This window comes from Streptomyces sp. ICC1 (assembly GCF_003287935.1).
GTDB classification, from domain to species: Bacteria; Actinomycetota; Actinomycetes; order Streptomycetales; family Streptomycetaceae; genus Streptomyces; species Streptomyces tritrimontium.
In genome coordinates this window covers 8,081,431-8,098,762 of sequence record NZ_CP030287.1, presented here as the reverse complement: position 1 = coordinate 8,098,762, position 17,332 = coordinate 8,081,431, and the positions used below count along the sequence as shown (strand labels likewise).

16 protein-coding genes and 1 pseudogene are annotated in these 17,332 nt (G+C 72.3%); 3 read left to right on the top strand and 14 right to left on the bottom strand.

Features of this window, described 5'->3' with window-relative positions; translation table 11 throughout:
* Positions 1 to 120 precede the first annotated feature (120 nt).
* From rpoZ to DRB96_RS37945, 5 genes are all read right to left on the bottom strand, one after another.
* Positions 121 to 393 carry a DNA-directed RNA polymerase subunit omega gene (gene rpoZ, locus DRB96_RS37965; protein ID WP_004948662.1) on the bottom strand — a complete coding sequence of 91 codons (273 nt, stop codon included), beginning with the start codon at positions 391 to 393 and terminating at the stop codon, positions 121 to 123.
* Positions 394 to 462: 69 nt separating this feature from the next.
* Positions 463 to 1,026: a guanylate kinase gene (gene gmk, locus DRB96_RS37960; protein ID WP_112452486.1), complete on the bottom strand. Its 564-nt coding sequence runs from the start codon at positions 1,024 to 1,026 to the stop codon at positions 463 to 465.
* 61 nt (positions 1,027 to 1,087) lie between these two features.
* The gene (locus DRB96_RS37955) at positions 1,088 to 1,411 is read right to left on the bottom strand and encodes an integration host factor (protein WP_112452485.1); all 324 of its coding nucleotides are present in this window, start codon (positions 1,409 to 1,411) and stop codon (positions 1,088 to 1,090) included.
* Between the two features lie 245 nt (positions 1,412 to 1,656).
* Positions 1,657 to 2,613 (bottom strand): dihydroorotate dehydrogenase, encoded by a 957-nt coding sequence (locus tag DRB96_RS37950; protein ID WP_239516499.1) that lies wholly within the window; start codon positions 2,611 to 2,613, stop codon positions 1,657 to 1,659.
* The gene (locus DRB96_RS37945; RefSeq protein ID WP_275432093.1) at positions 2,610 to 3,137 is read right to left on the bottom strand and encodes a hypothetical protein; all 528 of its coding nucleotides are present in this window, start codon (positions 3,135 to 3,137) and stop codon (positions 2,610 to 2,612) included. Before DRB96_RS37945 ends, DRB96_RS37950 begins: the two co-directional genes overlap by 4 nt.
* A gap of 44 nt (positions 3,138 to 3,181) precedes the next feature.
* Here DRB96_RS37945 and DRB96_RS37940 point away from each other — a divergent pair, with 44 nt between their 5' ends.
* The gene (locus DRB96_RS37940; protein WP_112454253.1) at positions 3,182 to 3,787 is read left to right on the top strand and encodes a TetR/AcrR family transcriptional regulator; all 606 of its coding nucleotides are present in this window, start codon (positions 3,182 to 3,184) and stop codon (positions 3,785 to 3,787) included.
* A gap of 37 nt (positions 3,788 to 3,824) precedes the next feature.
* Here DRB96_RS37940 and DRB96_RS37935 read toward each other — a convergent pair whose 3' ends face one another.
* The 5 genes from DRB96_RS37935 to DRB96_RS37915 all read right to left on the bottom strand — a co-directional run bounded on the left by DRB96_RS37935 (position 3,825) and on the right by DRB96_RS37915 (position 11,765).
* Complete coding sequence (locus tag DRB96_RS37935) at positions 3,825 to 4,706, bottom strand: ABC transporter substrate-binding protein (protein WP_239516937.1); 882 nt, start codon at positions 4,704 to 4,706, stop codon at positions 3,825 to 3,827.
* A gap of 106 nt (positions 4,707 to 4,812) precedes the next feature.
* Positions 4,813 to 6,954 (bottom strand): ABC transporter permease subunit, encoded by a 2,142-nt coding sequence (locus DRB96_RS37930; RefSeq protein WP_112452482.1) that lies wholly within the window; start codon positions 6,952 to 6,954, stop codon positions 4,813 to 4,815.
* Between the two features lie 52 nt (positions 6,955 to 7,006).
* Positions 7,007 to 8,158 (bottom strand): glycine betaine/L-proline ABC transporter ATP-binding protein, encoded by a 1,152-nt coding sequence (locus DRB96_RS37925; RefSeq protein WP_112452481.1) that lies wholly within the window; start codon positions 8,156 to 8,158, stop codon positions 7,007 to 7,009.
* A complete protein-coding gene (locus DRB96_RS37920; RefSeq protein ID WP_112452480.1) occupies positions 8,155 to 9,705 on the bottom strand; it encodes a GMC oxidoreductase in 1,551 nt (516 codons plus the stop codon). The genes DRB96_RS37925 and DRB96_RS37920 overlap by 4 nt, the downstream gene beginning before the upstream one ends.
* Positions 9,630 to 11,765: a bifunctional glycosyltransferase 87/phosphatase PAP2 family protein gene (locus DRB96_RS37915; protein ID WP_275432049.1), complete on the bottom strand. Its 2,136-nt coding sequence runs from the start codon at positions 11,763 to 11,765 to the stop codon at positions 9,630 to 9,632. The genes DRB96_RS37920 and DRB96_RS37915 overlap by 76 nt, the downstream gene beginning before the upstream one ends.
* Before the next feature lie 134 nt (positions 11,766 to 11,899).
* Between DRB96_RS37915 and DRB96_RS37910 the strand changes: the two genes are divergently transcribed.
* Complete coding sequence (locus DRB96_RS37910; protein WP_112452478.1) at positions 11,900 to 12,286, top strand: antibiotic biosynthesis monooxygenase; 387 nt, start codon at positions 11,900 to 11,902, stop codon at positions 12,284 to 12,286.
* Positions 12,287 to 12,388: 102 nt separating this feature from the next.
* On the opposite strand, the gene DRB96_RS37905 is transcribed toward DRB96_RS37910, so the two are convergent.
* Positions 12,389 to 12,784 carry a nuclear transport factor 2 family protein gene (locus tag DRB96_RS37905; RefSeq protein WP_112452477.1) on the bottom strand — a complete coding sequence of 132 codons (396 nt, stop codon included), beginning with the start codon at positions 12,782 to 12,784 and terminating at the stop codon, positions 12,389 to 12,391.
* 296 nt (positions 12,785 to 13,080) lie between these two features.
* Between DRB96_RS37905 and DRB96_RS37900 the strand changes: the two genes are divergently transcribed.
* On the top strand, positions 13,081 to 13,509 hold the full coding sequence (locus DRB96_RS37900; protein ID WP_239516936.1) for a GNAT family N-acetyltransferase: 429 nt from the start codon (positions 13,081 to 13,083) through the stop codon (positions 13,507 to 13,509).
* Positions 13,510 to 13,513: 4 nt separating this feature from the next.
* Here DRB96_RS37900 and DRB96_RS37895 read toward each other — a convergent pair whose 3' ends face one another.
* The 3 genes and pseudogenes from DRB96_RS37895 to DRB96_RS37880 form a co-directional block, all read right to left on the bottom strand.
* The gene (locus tag DRB96_RS37895) at positions 13,514 to 15,568 is read right to left on the bottom strand and encodes an MDR family MFS transporter (RefSeq protein WP_112452475.1); all 2,055 of its coding nucleotides are present in this window, start codon (positions 15,566 to 15,568) and stop codon (positions 13,514 to 13,516) included.
* Between the two features lie 238 nt (positions 15,569 to 15,806).
* Complete coding sequence (locus DRB96_RS37890; RefSeq protein ID WP_162689130.1) at positions 15,807 to 16,163, bottom strand: hypothetical protein; 357 nt, start codon at positions 16,161 to 16,163, stop codon at positions 15,807 to 15,809.
* 332 nt (positions 16,164 to 16,495) lie between these two features.
* A pseudogene (locus DRB96_RS37880) lies at positions 16,496 to 17,299 on the bottom strand (serine/threonine-protein kinase); the annotation flags it as partial.
* Positions 17,300 to 17,332 lie beyond the last annotated feature (33 nt).

Here is a 17,332-nt window from a genome sequence, read left to right as displayed (position 1 = left end):
CGGATGGACCTGGACCTGGACCTGTACCGACCCCGTGACGCCCACACCTGTGACACCTATGACACACCACAGGCCCGGCAGATGTTCTGCCGGGCCTGTGGTGAAGGAAAAACTCGTGCCTTACTGAGCCGGGGCCTCGATGGCCTCGGAGGTCAGCAGACCCGCGTTGATCTCGCGCAGCGCGATCGAAAGCGGCTTCTCGTGGACGTGGGTGTCCACCAGCGGGCCGACGTACTCGAGCAGGCCCTCACCGAGCTGCGAGTAGTACGCATTGATCTGACGGGCACGCTTGGCCGCGTAGATCACGAGGCTGTACTTCGAGTCCGTGGCCTCGAGCAGCTCGTCGATCGGCGGGTTGATGATGCCCTCGGGCGCAGTAATGGAAGAGGACACGCTCTACCTTCCGAAGATGGGTTGAAAGATCAGTTGAGGAACACCGATCGACTGAACATCGATCAACGATCAAACAACATTCATCAAGGTTAGCAGCTCGCGCGCCACATCCTCGACCGAGGTGTTGACCAGGGTGGTATCGAACTCGGATTCGGCAGCCAGTTCGATCTTCGCGGTGCCGAGCCTCCGCTCGATGACCTCCGCCGATTCGGTGCCCCGACCGGTGAGCCGGCGAACCAGCTCGTCCCAACTCGGAGGCGCCAGGAAGACCAGCTGTGCCTCGGACATCGAATCCCGGACCAGCCGGGCGCCCTGGAGATCGATCTCCAGCAGGACCGGTTCGCCGTTCTCCAGGCGTTCCAGCACTGCGCCGCGGGGTGTGCCGTAGCGGTTGCCCGCGAACTCGGCCCACTCCAGCAGCTCGCCATTGGCGATCAGCTTGTCGAACTCGTCGTCGTTGACGAAGAAGTACTGGACTCCGTGTCGCTCACCGGGCCGCGGCTTGCGGGTGGTGGCCGAAACCGAGAGCCAGACCTCGGGGTGAACCTTGCGCATATGCGCGACGACCGTGCTCTTGCCGACCCCCGAAGGGCCGGAGAGCACGGTCAGCCGCGGACGAACCTCTGCTGCCATAGAGCGATTATCCAGCTTCTCGGGACTGCCTGAGAACGCCGGTCGCACTTCAGGCGGCGCGTCAGCCGGCAGGAGTGCCGAACTCACGCTCCAGAGAAGCGATCTGGTTGGAACCGAGACCTCGGACACGCCGGGACTCGGAGATGCCGAGGCGCTCCATGATCTGCTTGGCGCGCACCTTGCCGACGCCAGGCAGGGACTCCAGAAGTGCGGAGACCTTCATCTTGCCGATGACGTCATTCTCCTGGCCCGTCTTGATGACGTCTTGGAGGGAGGCGCCGGAGTGCTTGAGTCGATTCTTCACCTCGGCCCGCTCCCGGCGAGCCGCGGCGGCCTTTTCGAGCGCTGCTGCGCGCTGTTCAGGGGTAAGGGGCGGAAGAGCCACGCCTACGTCACCTCGGATGTCGAACTGTCGGATACGGACCGGTGGGGAGCTTGAGGGCACCACACCAGGGAAGCGCCCGAACAGCGGTGTTGCTCGATCACTGCTCGTTCACTCTGGTCGGAGACTAGCGGCCATGACCGCTCCCGTCAGCGAGAACGGACGAAAAGTCCTGGTCAGCCTCCACTGAACCGTACATCACGGACAAACTACCCCTGTTTTGTCCGGTGGAAGACGTTCGAATTTCGTCAGACAGTGCGATGAGCGAGCCCGACGGCGTCCTCGAACGCCCCGATTCCACGTGCGGCGAGCGCCGAACGCAGGTCGTCGCGGATCCTCAGCGGCGCGGACGGATCGTTGAACAGCGCGGTGCCGACCGCCACCCCGGAAGCCCCGGCGAGGACGAACTCCAGCGCGTCCCGGCCGGAGGCGATCCCGCCCATGCCGAGGATGGGGACCCGCCGGACGCCGCCCGCCAGCATCGCCGCGTGGACCTGGAAGACGCAGCGGACGGCGACGGGCCGGATCGCGGGCCCGGACAGCCCCCCGGTGACCCCGGCGAGGGCCGGGCGCATCGTGTCGGTGTCGATGGCCATGCCGAGCACGGTGTTGATCATCGAGAGCCCGTCGGCGCCCGCGTCCGCGCAGGCCGCCGCGACATCGGTGATCCGGGTCACATCGGGCGTCAGCTTGGCGTAGACGGGCAGCGCGGGATCGGCCGCCGCCTTGACGGCCTTGACCACCTCGTACGAGGCGTCGGCGTCACAGGCGAAGACGAGGCCGCGGCTCGCGACGTTGGGGCAGGAGATGTTGACCTCGATGCCGACCACGCCGGGCTGCCCGGTCAGCCTTGCCGCCGCCTCGGCGAACTCCTCCGCGCGCTCCCCCGCGACCGATACGAGCACCCGCGCCCCGCGCTCGGCCAGCCAGGGCAGCTCGTGCTCGACGAAGTGGTCGATGCCGGAGCCCTGGAGCCCGATCGAGTTCAGCATGCCGCTGGGGGTCTCGGCCATGCGCGGAGCGGGACGGCCCGAGCGCACGTACGGCATCACGGTCTTGGTGGTGATGGTGCCGAGCTCGCCGAGGGGGGTGAAGCGGTGCAGCTCGCGGCCGTAGCCGGCGCAGCCCGAGGCAGTGGAGACGGGGTTGGGGAGGGTGACGCGGGCACCCAGCGGTGCCGACATGTCGACGTCTTCGGGGTTCACCGCGTGCCCGCCTTCGGGGTCATGGCACCGGCGCCCTCGAGGTCTTCGGGCAAGGTCCCCACCTCGTCCCAGCGGACGGTGGTGCCGTCGAAAACGGGGCCGGATGTGCAGGAGCGAAGAAAACGGGCGACGCCGTCGGGGCCGGTCACGGGCAGGACGCAGCTCATGCAGATCCCGATGCCACAGGCCATGGCCTCCTCCACGGCGGTGTGACTGGCCGCGCCGGCGGCGGCGGCGATCTCCGTGACGGCCTTGAGCATGCCCATCGGCCCGCAGGAGTGGACCTCGGTGGCGCCGATCGCCGCGATGGCCTCGGGGAGCAGGTCCGTGACCCGGCCCGCGCGGCCGGCCGACCCGTCGTCGGTGACGACGTACACGTGCTCGGAGAGGGCCTCGGCACGGTCGGTTCCGAACAGGCGGTCGGCGGTGGAAGCGCCGAGCACGAAGGCGACGCGGCCGCCGCGGCGCCGTATCTCCTCGGCGAGGGCGAACATCGGGGCGCTGCCGTAGCCGCCGGCGACCAGGACCGCGCGGACCGGGCCGTCGGGGAGGGGGGTAGAGTGTGCTCATGTCCACCCCCCCGCCGCCCGCGACCGCCCCCGACCGCCGGACCCTGATCGCGGACACGGCGATCGGCCTCGTGGCCGACGCGGGCCTGCGGGGGCTCACGCACCGCGCGGTCGACGGCGCGGCGGCGCTGCCCGCGGGGAGCACCTCCTACTACTTCCGCACGCGGACGGCGCTGATCGGCGCCTGCTACCGCAGGCTGGCCGAGCTCGACCTCGCGGACTTCGACGGCGACGCCCCCGCGGTGGGGTCCGACCGGAATGCGGCGGCCGGGGCGCTCGGCGCCCTGCTGTACCGGTGGCTGACCGCCGGCCGGGCGCGGCAGCTCGCGCGCTTCGAGCTGAGCCTGGAGGCCGCACGGAACACGGAACTGGAGGCCGAGCTCCATCAGGCCGGCCTCGGAGCGCGGGCCCGTGCGGCCGCCGTGCTCGCGGCCCTCGGCGCGCGGCGGCCGCAGGAGTCCGCCGAGCTGCTGGCAGCCTGGACGGACGGCCTGCTCTACGACCGCCTCGCCGGCGCCCTCGCCCGCTCCCGCCCGGCCCCGGACCGGGCCGAGCTGACGGCCACGGCCCGCCGCATGATCGACGCCGCCCTGACCGGGCCGTAGCGTCGGCGCTACGTCACTCCGTCACTCCGTCACCCCGTCACTCCACCCAGGGCTTCCACACGTTCTCGTTGCGCTCGACCCACCGCTTCGCCGCCTGCTGCGGCGGCAGCTTCTCCTCAGCGATCATCAGGGACACCTCGTTCTGCTGCTCCTTGGTCCAGTGGAACTTCTTCAGGAAGCCGGCCGCCTTCCCGCCCGACTCCGCGAAGCGCGTGTTGAGGTACTTCTGGAGCGGGGTGTTCGGGTAGGCGCAGGCCACCTTCTGGGGATCGTCCGCGCAGCCCTCGGTGTACTCGGGGAGCTTCACCTCGGTCATCGGGACCCGCTCGAAGAGCCACTGCGGCTCGTACCAGTACGTCAGGAAGGGCTTCTGCTCCTTGGCGAACTGCTTGATCTGGGTGATCTGGGCGGCCTCGGAGCCGGCGAAGACCACTTCGAAGTCCAGGCCCAGGTTCTCCACCAGCGCCTTGTCGTTCGTGATGTAGGACGGGGAGCCGTCCAGCAGCTGGCCCTTGCCGCGGCTTTCGGGGGTGCGCAGCTGGTCGGCGTACTTGTCGAGGTTCTTCCAGTCGGTGACGTCCGGATGGGCCTCGGCGAAGTACGTGGGGACGAACCAGCCGATGTGGCCCGTCACTCCCAGGTCCCCGCCGGGGGTGATGGTCTTCTTGCCCGCGACGTACCGCTCCTCCTGCTCGGGGTGTCCCCAGTCCTCCAGGATCGCGTCGACGCGGCCCTGGCTGAGGGCGTCCCAGGCGGGGACCTCGTCGACCTGGACGGTGTCCACCCGGTAGCCCAGCTCGTGTTCGAGGAGGTAGGAGGCGACGGCGGTGTTCGCCTGGGCGCCGACCCACGACTGCACGGAGAGGGTGACGGTCTTGGCGCCCTGGGCGGCGGCGTACGGGGAGGACTGGCGGGTCATGTCGGCGGCCCCGCAGCCGGTGAGGACGGCGAGTCCGGTCGCGGCGGCCAGTACGGCCGCGCCGCGGCGGTGGCGCGGGGTGCGCCGGGGGTGTGCGTCGCGCATGTCAGGCCTCCTTCGCGGGCTGGGTGAGGCGGTCGAGGAGCAGGCCGAGGCAGACGATCGCGGCGCCGGCCACCAGGCCGGTGGCCAGGTCGCCCTGCGCGAGGCCGAGGACGACGTCGTAGCCGAGCGCTCCGCCGCCGACCAGGCCGCCGATGATGACGACGGCGAGGACCAGCACTACGGCCTGGTTGACGGCGAGCAGCAACGCGGGCCGGGCCAGCGGGAGTTGGACCTGCCGCAGGAGCTGCGTGCGGGTGGCGCCGAGTGAGCGGGCGGATTCCACGACGGCCGGGTCCACCTCGCGCAGGCCCTGGACGGTGATCCGGACGACGGCCGGGAGCGCGTACACCACGGCGGCCGCGGCGGCCGGTGCGCGGCCGACGCCGAACAGCGCGACCACGGGGATGAGGTAGACGAACTGCGGCAGGGTCTGGCACACGTCGAGGACGGGCCGCAGCAGCCGCTCGGCCCGGGCGCTGCGGGCGGCTCCCACGGCGATCGCGAAGCCGAGGACGAGGGTGACCGCGACGGCGGCCAGGACCTGGGAGAGCGTGTCCAGGGAGGTTTCCCACACGCCGAGCACTCCGATGGCGCCCAGGGCGAGGACGGCGGTGAGCGCGGTGCGCCAGGTGCCCGCGAGGAGGGCGAGCGCGCAGGCGAGGAGCAGGAGCAGCCACCAGGGGGCGGCCTGGAGTGCGCCGCGCAGCGGGTCGAGGATCCAGCCGGTGAAACGGGCGGCCCAGTCGGCGGTGCCGCCGACGAGGGGTACGCCGGAGTAGAGGTGGTCCGTCATCCAGGCGACGGCCGAGTTGACCGGCCCGGCCAGGGGGACGGTCCAGGCCTCGGGCCACAGGGAGCTGCCGGCGATGCGGCCGGCGACGGCGACGGCGACGGCCGCGAGGAGGGTGAGCAGGCGGCCGTACCAGCCGGCGAACACCCGCCGCAGCAGGTGCTGTTCACCTCCGGGTACGGGGGCGGCGCCGATGCGGCGGCCGGCAGCGTCGACCGTGCGGTCCATGACCACGGCGAGCAGCACGATCGGGATGCCGGCGGCCAGGGCGGCGCCGACGTCCACGGAGGCGAGGGCCTGGTAGACGCGGTCTCCGAGGCCGCCGGCGCCGATCACGGAGGCGATGACGGCCATGGACAGGCCGGTCATGATGGCCTGGTTGACGCCGAGCAGGATCTGTCGGCGCGCGAGCGGGAGCCGGGCGGTGAGCAGGCGTTGGCGTCCGGTGGCACCGAGCGAGGCGGCGGCTTCCATGACGCCCGGGTCGGCGTCGCGCAGGCCGAGGGCGGTGAGGCGGGCCATGGGCGGGGCGGCGTAGACGACGGTGGCGAGGACGGCGGCGGGCACGCCGATGCCGAAGACCAGCACCATCGGGAGCAGGTACGCGAAGGCGGGGAGGATCTGCATGGTGTCGAGTACGGGGCGCAGGGCTCGGTCGGCGCGCGGGGAGAGCCCCGAGGCGAGGCCGAGCAGGGCGCCGAGTACGACGGAGGCGGCGACGGCCACGACCATCAGCGCGAGGGTCTGCATGGTCGGCACCCACATGCCGAGCAGCCCGCAGGCGGCGAAGGCTGCGGCGCAGGTCAGGGCGAGCCGGATGCCGGCGAGGCGCCAGGCGACGAGGGCGGTCAGGGCGGTGACCCCGGTCCAGCCGGCGGCGAGGAGAAGCACGTACACGACGCGGACGGACACCACGATGGCGTTGCTGAGGTGGCCGAAGAAGTAGAGGAACAGCGGGTGGCTGTCGCGGTGCTCGATGATCCAGTCGCCGGCGCGGCCGAGCGGCCCGGACAGGTCGACGGCCAGGGCCGCGGGCCAGCTGCCGGCGCCCGGGAAGGCCACGGCGAGCGGGATCAGCAGGACCACGGCGATGCCCAGCGGGAGGAGCGCTCCGCGGCGCGCGGCGAGGGCGGCCAGCGGTCTGCGGGGGCGGTCCTGGGAAGCGGGCGCGGTGCGGGAGGGGTGCCGGCCGGCGGGCCGTTCGGAGGACTGCGGGTCGTCCGAAGGGGCGGCGGCGCGGCTGTCGGACGGGGCGTGCGCGTCGGACGGGGCGCGGCTCGGGCTCGATTCCCGGGTCGAATCTTGGGTGGGGCTCGGGGTGGGGGTCGGGATCGGGGTAGAGGCCGCGGTCATGCGCGCCACCTCCGGGCGTCGGGGACGGGGGGCGCGGGACGGGCGGGGCAGGTCACGCCGCCACCCCCCGTCCGGTGGCGGCCGGGAGCCCGGCCACGACGGCGAGCAGCCCCGCGTCGTCCACGACGCCCAGGCAGCGGCCGCGGTCGACCACACGGGCCGGACCACCGCTGCGGACGACGGCCTGGATGGCTTCGGCCACGGTGGTGGCGGGGTTCAGCGCGGGTCCCTGCCCGGCCTCGCCGGCGGCGGCCGGGCGCATCGCGGTGCGGACGGTGAGCACCCGTTCGCGGGGGACGCCGCGGACGAAGTCCCGTACGTAGTCGTCGGCGGGCGAGCCGACGATCTCCTCGGGCGTGCCGAGCTGCACGATGCGGCCGTCGCGCATCAGCGCGATCCGGTCGCCGAGGCGCAGGGCCTCGGCGAGGTCGTGGGTGATGAAGACCATGGTGCGGCCCTCCTCGTGGTGGAGCCGGGCGACCTCCTCCTGCATCTCGCGGCGGATGAGGGGGTCGAGGGCGCTGAACGGCTCGTCGAACAGCAGGACTTCGGGGTCGGCGGCGAGGGCGCGGGCCAGGCCGACGCGCTGCTGCTGGCCGCCCGAGAGCTGGCCGGGGCGCCGGTCCTCCAGCCCTTCGAGGCCGACCTTGGCGACGAGCTCGGCGGCCTTGCGGCGGCGGTCGCCGCGTCCGACGCCCTGGATCTCCAGTCCGTACGCCACGTTGTCGAGGACGGTGCGGTGCGGGAGCAGGCCGAAGTGCTGGAAGACCATGGCGGCGCGGTGGCGGCGCAGGGCGCGCAGCCGGGTGGCGTCCATGGCGAGGACGTCCTCGCCGTCGATGGAGAGGCGGCCCGCGGTGGGCTCGATCAGCCGGGTGAGGCAGCGCACGAGGGTGGACTTGCCGGATCCGGACAGGCCCATCACGACGAAGACCTCGCCCTTGCGGACGTCGAAGGTGACGTCGCGGACGGCGGCGGTGCAGCCGGTGCGCTCGCGCAGTTCGGCGGCGGAGAGCTCGGCGTCGGCGGAGCCGGGGACCTGCGCGGCCGCCTTGTCCGGGCCGAAGACCTTCCACAGGCCGTCCACGGCGAAGACCGGGGGCGCGGCGGAGTCGACGGGGTCGGCCGGGGTGGTGGGGTCGGCCGCGGTGGTCGGGCCGACGGGCGCGGTGGCGTTGGCGTTGGCGTTGGCGTTGGCGTTCATCGGGTACCACCGTCCCGGGCGATCAGTTCGGCTGCCTTCTCGCCGACCATGAGCACTCCGATCATCGGGTTGACCGCGGGCATCGTCGGGAAGACGGAGGCGTCCGCGATGCGGATGCCTTCGAGCCCGCGGATCTTCAGGTCCGGGCCCACGACGGCACCGGGGTCGTCTGCGGCGCCCATCCGGCAGGTGCCGGCCGGGTGGTAGACGGTGTGCGCGACGGCGCGGGCGTAGGCGCTCAGCTCCTCGTCTCCGGTGATCTCCGGGCCGGGGCAGACCTCGCGCCCCAGCCAGCCCGCGAGCGGCTCGGTCGCGGCGATCTTCCGGGCGAGCTTGATGCCGTCGACCAGGGTCCGGCCGTCGTAGTCGTCCTCGTCCGTGAAGTAGCGGAAGTCCAGGGCCGGTTTGACCTCGGGGTCAGCGCTGGTCAGGTAGAGGCGGCCGCGACTGCGGGGCTTGGGGATGTTGGGGGTCAACGACACGCCGTGCGCGGGGCGTTCGTAGCCGATGCGCTCGGGGTTGTCGGTGAAGGGGACCTGGTAGAAGTGGAACATCAGGTCGGGCCCGGCGGAGTCGGGGTCGCGGCGGACGAACAGTCCCGCGTCGCTGTCCATCGCGGAGTTCTCGGGTATCGGGCCGTCGGTCTCCCAGACGATCACCGACTCGGGGTGGTCGAGCAGGTTCTCCCCGACTCCGGGCAGGTCGTGCACCGGCGGGATGCCGAGGGCTTCCAGGTCAGCGCGCGGGCCGATGCCCGAGTGCAGCAGCAGCCGCGGGGTGTCCACGGCGCCGGCGCACACCAGCACCTCGCGGCGAGCCGTGACCAGGGACCGCGTACCGTCCGCGGCCCGTACGTGGACGCCGCGCGCGCGGGTGCCGTCGAGTTCCAGGCGGTCGGCCCAGGTCTCCAGGAGGATGTGGAGGTTGGGGCGTTCGTCCATGACGGGGTGGAGGTAGGCCACCGACGCGGAGGAGCGCTTGTTGTCCTCGGGGTGGTAGGCGAGGTCGAAGAAGCCGACGCCCTCGTGGAAGGGCTTCCGGTTGAAGCCCTCGACGCACGGGACGCCCAGGGCGGTCTGCGCCGAGTCGACGAAGTCGCGCGCGATGGCGTTGCGGTCCTTCTCGGCCACCGGGACGATGTTGTTGAGGAGCTTGTCGAAGTACGGGTCCATCGCGGCCGCGTCCCAGCCCTCGGCGCCCGCCCGCTCCCACTCGTCCCAGTCGGACGGGAGCGGCTTGAAGGCGATCAGGGTGTTGTGCGAGGAGCAGCCGCCGAGGACGCGGGCGCGGCTGTGGCGGATGTGCGAGTTGCCGCGGGGCTGCTCGGTGGTGGGGTAGTCGTAGTCGAGCTCGCCGCCGAGCAGGCCCATCCAGCGGCGCAGGGTGAGCACCTCGGGGCGGTCCACGTCGCTGGGGCCGCCCTCGATGACGGCGACGGTGACGTCCGGGTCCTCGGTCAGGCGGGAGGCGATCACCGAGCCGGCGGTGCCGCCGCCGACGACGACGTAGTCGTACTCGTTCTCCGCAGGCGCGTACGGTCCCCCCACCCTGACCCTGACCCTGACCCCGATGTCGACCCCGAAGTCGACCCCGCTCCGACCCGCTCCGGCTGCCGCTGCCGCGGCCTCGGCACGGCCACCCCGGCCGACACAGCCGCCCCCCGGGGCCCCGAAAGCACGTACACGAGCCCGAACCCGGCCCCGACCACCACCGCGCCGCCGACCGCGTCGAGCACCCAGTGGTTGGCGGTGGCGACGATCGCGCACACCGTGATGGCCGGATGCAGCGCCCCCAGCAGCTTCTGCCAGCCCTTCGGCGCGAGCATCACGATCACGACCCCGCACCACAGCGACCAGCCGAAGTGCAGCGAGGGCATCGCCGCGTACTGGTTGGAGATCGCGGTCATCGCCCCGTAGCTCGGGTTCGCCAGGTCCTGCGCCCCGTGCACGGTGTCGATGAAGCCCAGCCCGGGCATCAGGCGCGGCGGTGCGAGCGGATACAGCCAGAAGCCTATGAGGGCCAGGACGGTGGCCAGGCCCAGGGAGGCGCGGGCCCAGCGGTAGTCCTTGGGGCGGCGCCAGTACAGGACGGCCAGGATGGTCAGCGGGACCACGAAGTGGAAGGAGGTGTAGTAGAAGTTGAAGAACGCCTCCAGCCAGGGCGTGTTCACCACCGCGTGGTTCACGGCGTGCTCGATGTCGATGCCGAGCGCCTTCTCGATGCCGAGGATCTGGCTGCCGTTGCCCTCGGCGAGGGTGCGGCTGGTGGGCGCGGCGGCCCGGATGTGCGAGTAGAGCGAGTAGCCGACCCGTATCAGCAGCAGTTCCAGCAGCAGGTTGGGACGCGACAGCACGCGCCGCCAGAACGGCAGCAGCGGCACCCGGGCCCAGCGCGCGGGCGCGGGCCGCCCGTAGGCCGTCGCGACCGGCTCGCGCCAGTACGGCGAGGAGCGCGGCAGGAACGGCACCGCGCAGGCCGCGGCCAGGGCCGCGAGCAGCAGCACGTTGTCCCGTACGGGAGCCAGCGCGACCAGGTTGGGCAGCAGGACGGAGCTCGGCAGGGTCATGGCCAGGACCACGGCGACCGGCCACACCGGCCGGTCGGCGGCCCGTTTGCCGACCTTGCCGGCGACCGCGAGCAGCACCCACAGCAGCTGGTGGCGCCAGCCGGCCGGGGACACGGCGACGGCCACGCAGCCGGTGACGGCGACGGCGAGCAGCAGTTGTCCGTCGCGGGCGTAGCGGGCGGCGCGGCGCAGGCCGATCCAGGCGATGGCCGCCGCGAGCGCGAGGTAGAGCAGGATCTCGCCGGGGCCGGACAGGCCCAGGCGCAGCAGCGCGCCGTGCACGGACTGGTTGGCGAGGCTGTCGGGGGCGCCGCCGAGGCCGGTGCCGGCCAGGTGCTGGACCCAGTACGTCCACGAGTCGCGCGGCAGGGCCGCCCAGGACAGGGCGGTGGCGCCGGCGAAGGTCGCGGCGGCGGCGCGCGCGGTGGGCCTGCGGCCGGTGAGCCACAGCAGCGGGGCGAAGAGCAGCAGCGCGGGCTGGAGCGCCGCGGCGAGGCCGATCAGGAAGCCGGAGGGGCGTTCGGCCGGGACCCGGAAGACGGCCAGCAGGACCAGCAGGACGGGCAGTACGGCGGTCTGGCCGGGGGAGGCGGCCTCGCGGACGGGCAGCGAGACCATCATCAGCGCCACCAGCACGGGCGCGGCCAGCAGCGCGGTGCGCCGGGGCACGGGGTCGGGCAGTCCGCGCGCGGCGACGAGCCCGACGGCGGCGACGAACAGCAGGGTCACGCAGGTCCAGGCCACCTCCAGGGACGGCGCGGCGAGGCCGAGCAGCGGCTTGAGGACCAGCCCCGCGAAGGGGGTCCCGGTGAACTGGCCGTTCTCGTAGAGCGAGCCCGGCAGGCTGCCGGGGGTGCCGGGGAGGTGGAAATCACTGAGCCACTCGCCGGGCGGCACGCGCAGCACGACCGCGGCCTGCCTGACGGCGAGCAACCCCGCCAGCGCCCACAGCATGAGGCGCGCGGCCCCAAGCCTGCCGCCGCCACCGCCTATGACCCCGGCATGTCCGTTCGCACCACTGTGCTCCGCCGCGTTAGCCACGCCTCGCCGGCCTCCCGCCCTGTTGACCGCAACCTTGACTTCGCCTGGCTGCCGCGCTTCATACCGCGTTTCATACCGCGTGCTTCATTTACCCGGACGACGATATCCCCCGCGCGATACCTAGGATGTCGGGCATGAGCATCGTGAAGATCAACGCACTCACCGTCCCGGCCGAACAGCGGGAGGTTCTGGAGCAGCGGTTCGCCTCCCGGGCGGGCTCCGTGGAGGGTTCGGACGGCTTCGAGTGGTTCGAGCTGCTGCGGCCCGTCGAGGGCACCGACCAGTACCTGGTGTACACGCGGTGGCGGTCCGAGGAGGACTTCCAGGCGTGGATGGAGGGGCCCATGAAGGCGGCCCACCAGGGCGGCGGCGCGGCGGGCGGTCCGGGGGCCGGCACGGGCGGTCCGGCGGGCGGCGCGGGCGGTCCGGCGGGCGGCGGGGAGCGGCCGAAGCCCGCCGCCACGGGCTCGTCGGTGTGGTCGTTCGAGGTCGTGCAGCAGGCGGCGCCGAAGCAGGCGTGAGCGTGGCAGGGGCCCGGAGCGCGCGCTCCGGGCCCCTGCCCTTTCGGGCTCTCACCGCACGTGCGGGCTGCTCGGCTCGGCCCTCAGCCCTCGGCTCGGCCCTCAGCTCCAGAAGGCGTCGGCCTCGTCGATGTCCTCGATGCAGACGTCGAGGTCGCTGATCTTCCCCGCGACGATCGTGAAGAAGATGCCCTCGTGGATCTCGATCCCGCGGTCGCCGCGGTCCGCGCGCGTTGTGTGGAAACTCATGACGTGGCCGCGGCCGTCGGCGAGCAGTTTGTCGAGATGGAGCCGCATGGTGCCGTTCGTCTCCTCGCCGAGTCGGCGGTAGAGGTCCAAGACGGCTTCCCGCCCCTTGTGGTGTCCGGAGATGGGGCTCGTGCCCGGGACGTGCTGGATGACGTCGGCCGTCATCATCGTGCTCAGCTTCTCCATGTCGCCCTTGCCGAAGGCCTCGTAGCCGCGGCGGATCAGGGCACAGTCAGGATGCTCCGACATGACGGTTCACGCCCTTCATGTGTACGGTTTGCCCTTTTTCCTATCATCGGCCCGGGCCTGTGGATATTCCAACGCGGGGCAGCCCCGGCCCGCTCCACAATGACGCCATGAACAGCGACGAGACGAACACCACCGCCACGACGAGGACGACCACGGGCACGAGTCCGGGCACGGACACGGACACGACTACGGGCACGGAAGCGGGAACGGGCACGGGCACGGGCACGGAAGGGGGAACGGGAACGGGCGCCTGGGAGGTCGTCACCGAGGCGTTCACCACCGCGGACGCCACACGGCTGCGCCGCGCGTACTACGCGGAGGTCGCCGGCCGGTACTGGGAGCGGTCGGTCACCGAGGCCGAGATCGACCAGGGGCTGCTGGACTTCCCGGACGACGAGCTCGCGGCGCCGACGGGCCGGTTCGTCGTCGGCAGACTCGGCCGCGAGGCCCTGGCCTGCGGCGGCATACGCCTCCTCGACCCGGCCACCGCCGAGCTCACCAGGGTGTATGTGGACGGGCGCGCCCGCGGCACCGGCGGCGGCGCGGCGCTCCTCCGGGCACTGGAGGAGGCCGGCCGCGAGCTCGGCGCCGAGCGCGTCCGGCTGGACACCCGGTCGGACCTGGTGGAGGCCCGCGCGCTGTATGCGCGCCACGGATACAGCGAGATACCCGCCTACAACGCGGGGCAGTATGCGGAGCACTGGTTCGAGAAGCGGCTGGCCTGACCGGTCACGTCGCGGAGTGGTCCCGGCGCGGCAGGGCCTCGTAGGGCTCCTCCGAGGCGGATCCGCAGAGCTCCGAGTTGATCTCCGCGACCAGCTCGGACAGGTCGGTCGGCCGGTCCGGGCCCCACCAGTCGCCGAGGAGCTCGCCGAGCGACTCCTCCCGGGCGGCGGACAGCTTCGCCGCGTTCTCGCGACCCTTGTCCGTGAGGAGCAGCGACAACCCGTCGCGGACGGCCAGCCCGCGCCCCTCGATCTCGCGGGCCGCGTCCGTGACGGCCTTCAGCGGCACCATGGTCCGCTCGGCGACCACCGCGGGATCGACGGATCCGTACCGGTTGATCCGCAGCAGCATCCAGCTGGAGGCGGGCAGCAGGTCGTAGCCGGCCTTCGCGGTGATCTTCTCGTACACGTGCTTGCGGCCCTGGAGGGTGCCGAGCACCGTCAGCGCGCGGGCGACCTCGTCGCGGGAGGAGCGCTGGACGGGGTTGGAGGCGAGGGTCTCGCTGACGTCGGGCGCCGTCACCGAGCCGCGCAGCTTGTCCTCCTTGAGGAACCAGGCCACGACGAAGGCCACCAGCACCACGGGCGCCGCATAGAGGAAGACGTCGGTGATGGCGGTGGAGTAGGCGTCCAGCACGGTCGGCTGCAGGTCGGGGGGCAGGCTCGCGATGGCGCGCGGATCCGCCTCCAGCCGGGCCGCGTCCATCCCGGGCGGCAGTGGTACTCCGGCCAGCGCGGCGGCCAGCTTGTCGTCCAGCCGGTTCGTGAAGATCGTGCCGAAGATGGCCACGCCGAAGGAGGCGCCGATGGAGCGGAAGAAGGTGGCACCGGAAGTGGCGACACCCAGGTCGGCGTAGGTGACCGAGTTCTGCACCACCAGCACGAGCACCTGCATGACCAGTCCGAGGCCGGCGCCGAAGACGAAGAAGTAGACGCTCATCTCCCAGGTGGAGCTGGTGCGCTCCAGTTGGTGCAGGAGCAGCAGACCGATCGCGGTCACGGCCGTGCCCGCGATCGGGAAGACCTTCCAGCGCCCGGTGCGGCTGACGATCTGGCCGGAGCCGGTGGAGGTGATCAGCATGCCGAGCACCATGGGCAGCATGTGGACGCCCGACATCGTCGGCGAGACGCCCTGGACCACCTGGAGGAAGGTCGGCAGGTAGACCATCGCGCCGAACATCGCGAAGCCCACCACGAAGCTGATCACCGAGCAGAGGGTGAAGGTGCGGATCCCGAACAGCTTGAGCGGGAGCACGGGCTCCGCGGCCCGCCGCTCGATCAGGACGAAGGCGATCAGCAGCACGGCGCCCAGCACGGCCAGCCCGATGATCTGCGGGGAGCTCCAGCCCCAGGTCCCGCCGAGGGAGGCCACGAGGACGAGACAGGTCGCGACGGAAGCGATGAGGAAGGTGCCGAAGTAGTCGATGGTGTGCTTCTCGGAGCGCACCGGGATGTGCAGGCTGGCGGCGATGACGACGAGCGCGACGAGACCGATGGGGAGGTTGATGTAGAAGACCCAGCGCCACGACAGGTGGTCCACGAACAGTCCGCCGAGCAGCGGACCCAGCACACTGGTCGCCCCGAAGACCGCACCGAAGAGGCCCTGGTACTTGCCGCGTTCGCGCGGCGGGACGATGTCTCCGACGATCGCCATCGACAGCACCATCAGACCGCCGCCGCCCAGGCCCTGGAGCGCGCGGAACCCGATGAGCTGCGGCATGTCCTGCGCGAGCCCGCACAGCGCGGACCCGATCAGGAAGAGCACGATGGCGTACTGGAAGAGCTTCTTGCGCCCGTACTGGTCCCCGAGCTTGCCCCACAGCGGTGTGGCGGCCGTCGAGGCGAGCATGTAGGCGGTGACCACCCACGACAGGTGCGCCATGCCGCCCAGGTCACTGACGATCGTCGGCAGCGCCGTCGACACGATCGTCTGGTCGAGCGCGGCGATGAGCAGCCCCAGCAGCAGTGCGCCGATGGAGACGAGCACCTCACGAGAGGCGTGTTCGGCACTCGGGCCGGATTTCCGCGGGTCGGGCTCCGTGGTCACGTCCTGCACCATCGGCTCCTCCTCAGGCCTGATCGACAACTCCATCCTGAGTGGTGTGTCCCGTTATGGCCTGTCGGACGGGTTGGGAGTGCTTCCGCGGGTCTGCATAATCGCAGGCAGTGGCCAGGGGAGGGGTACAAGTGAGCGCTGACCGCTGTACGGAATGCGGCGCCGTGGGAGACGGGTGCGGATGCCCGCAGGGGTTCGAGCCCCTGCGCGTCCGCCCGTACGTCACGCTGCCCGACCCCGGTCAGGCCGAGGCCCGGCCACCGCGAGGCGGCCCGGGGGCCACGCGGCAGCCCCACCCCGCCCGGGCGGCCGCCCCGCCACCGATACCCGAGGCGCACACCCCGGCGTACGGCACACCCGTGGCCTCCGCGTCGCCGATGGCTCCGGCGGGTTCCTGGCCTGACGAAACGATGCAGCTGCGCCCCGTGCCGCCCGTACCGCCGTACGGGGCACCGCCGCGCCGCCGCATGCGCCCGGTGCTGATCGCCGCGTCCGCGGTGGTCGTCTTCGGCGCGGCCGCCCTGGCCCTGACGGCCTTCGCGGGCTCCGCGGAGCCCGAGACGACCCTTCTCGACGCGAAACCCTCCTCCCCCGTCATCAGCCTGACCGAGGTGGCCCCCTCGCAGTCCTCCGCGAGCGCCAAGCCGAGCCCCTCGGCCTCCCGCTCCCCGAGCCCGGTGGCCGGATCGGAGGTCGGATCGGAGGTCGGCCCGGTGCCCGGCCCCCGGCCCGACCTCCGATCCGACCTCCGATCCGGCCACCGATCCGGCCACCGATCCGGCCCTCGCCACGGTCATCGCCCCGGTCATCGCCACGGCCCTCGCCCCGGCCCTCGATCCGGTCCCGCCGGTGCGTGACCTCCTCCGCCTCGGCCGGCCGCCTCGGCCTGGGGACGAAGACCTGCGTGTCCAGGTCCGTCGGGTACACCAGCGCCCGCAGCGCCACGATCAGCGCGCCCGCGCTCGGCCGCTCCGCCGGGTCCTTCGCCAGGCACTGCGCGACGAGCGGTACGAGCCGCTCCGGCAGCCCGGTCAGATCGGGCTCGCTGTGCACCACCTGGTACGCCACGAGGTAGTGGCTGTCGGAGTCGAACGGCCCCCGCCCGGTCGCCGCGTGCACCAGCACCGCCCCCAGGGCGAACACGTCGGCCGCGGTCCCGACCTCGCGCGGCCGCTGGAACTGCTCCGGCGCCATGAACGGCGGGGTCCCGATCAGCTTCCCGGTCTCGGTCCGCAGATCGCTGTCCGCGGGCCGCGAGATGCCGAAGTCGATGACCCGCACCCCGTCCGGGGCCATCAGCACGTTGCTGGGCTTCAGGTCCCGGTGCACGACCCCCGCCCGGTGGATGTCCCGCAGCGCCTCGGCCAGTCCGGCGGCGAGCCGGGTCAGCTCCCGGGCCTCCAGCACGCGCTCGCGCACCCGCTCGGCGAGCGTCGGGGCGTCGATGAACAGGGTCGCCATCCAAGGGCGTTCGGCATCGGGGTCCGCGTCCACGACGGGCGCGGTGAAGGCCCCGCTCACCCGCCGGGCGGCCGCGACCTCCTGCCGGAACCGGGCCCGGAACTCCGGGTCCACGGCGTGCTCGGCGTGCACGATCTTGACGGCGAGTTTCAGCCCCGACTCGGAGGTGGCCAGGTGGACGACGCCCATGCCGCCGGAGCCGAGCACGGATTCGAGCCGGTACTGCCCGGCGTACTCCGGAAACCCCGCGTAGTCCGCGCGCAGCGAATGCACCGCTCACCACCCCCGCCGGAGCCTAGTCGATGG

Bases quoted from the DNA above. Each gene is read 5' to 3' on its own strand.
- DRB96_RS37925 (WP_112452481.1), bottom strand. From the start codon at position 8,158: ATGAACGCCAACGCCAACGCCAACGCCAACGCCACCGCGCCCGTCGGC.
- DRB96_RS37935 (WP_239516937.1), bottom strand. From the start codon at position 4,706: ATGACCCGCCAGTCCTCCCCGTACGCCGCCGCCCAGGGCGCCAAGACC.
- DRB96_RS37895 (WP_112452475.1), bottom strand. From the start codon at position 15,568: ATGGTGCAGGACGTGACCACGGAGCCCGACCCGCGGAAATCCGGCCCG.
- DRB96_RS37890 (WP_162689130.1), bottom strand. From the start codon at position 16,163: ATGACGGGGGAGGAGGGTTTCGCGTCGAGAAGGGTCGTCTCGGGCTCC.
- DRB96_RS37905 (WP_112452477.1), bottom strand. From the start codon at position 12,784: ATGTCGGAGCATCCTGACTGTGCCCTGATCCGCCGCGGCTACGAGGCC.
- gmk (WP_112452486.1), bottom strand. From the start codon at position 1,026: ATGGCAGCAGAGGTTCGTCCGCGGCTGACCGTGCTCTCCGGCCCTTCG.
- DRB96_RS37910 (WP_112452478.1), top strand. From the start codon at position 11,900: ATGAGCATCGTGAAGATCAACGCACTCACCGTCCCGGCCGAACAGCGG.
- DRB96_RS37930 (WP_112452482.1), bottom strand. From the start codon at position 6,954: ATGACCGCGGCCTCTACCCCGATCCCGACCCCCACCCCGAGCCCCACC.
- DRB96_RS37940 (WP_112454253.1), top strand. From the start codon at position 3,182: ATGTCCACCCCCCCGCCGCCCGCGACCGCCCCCGACCGCCGGACCCTG.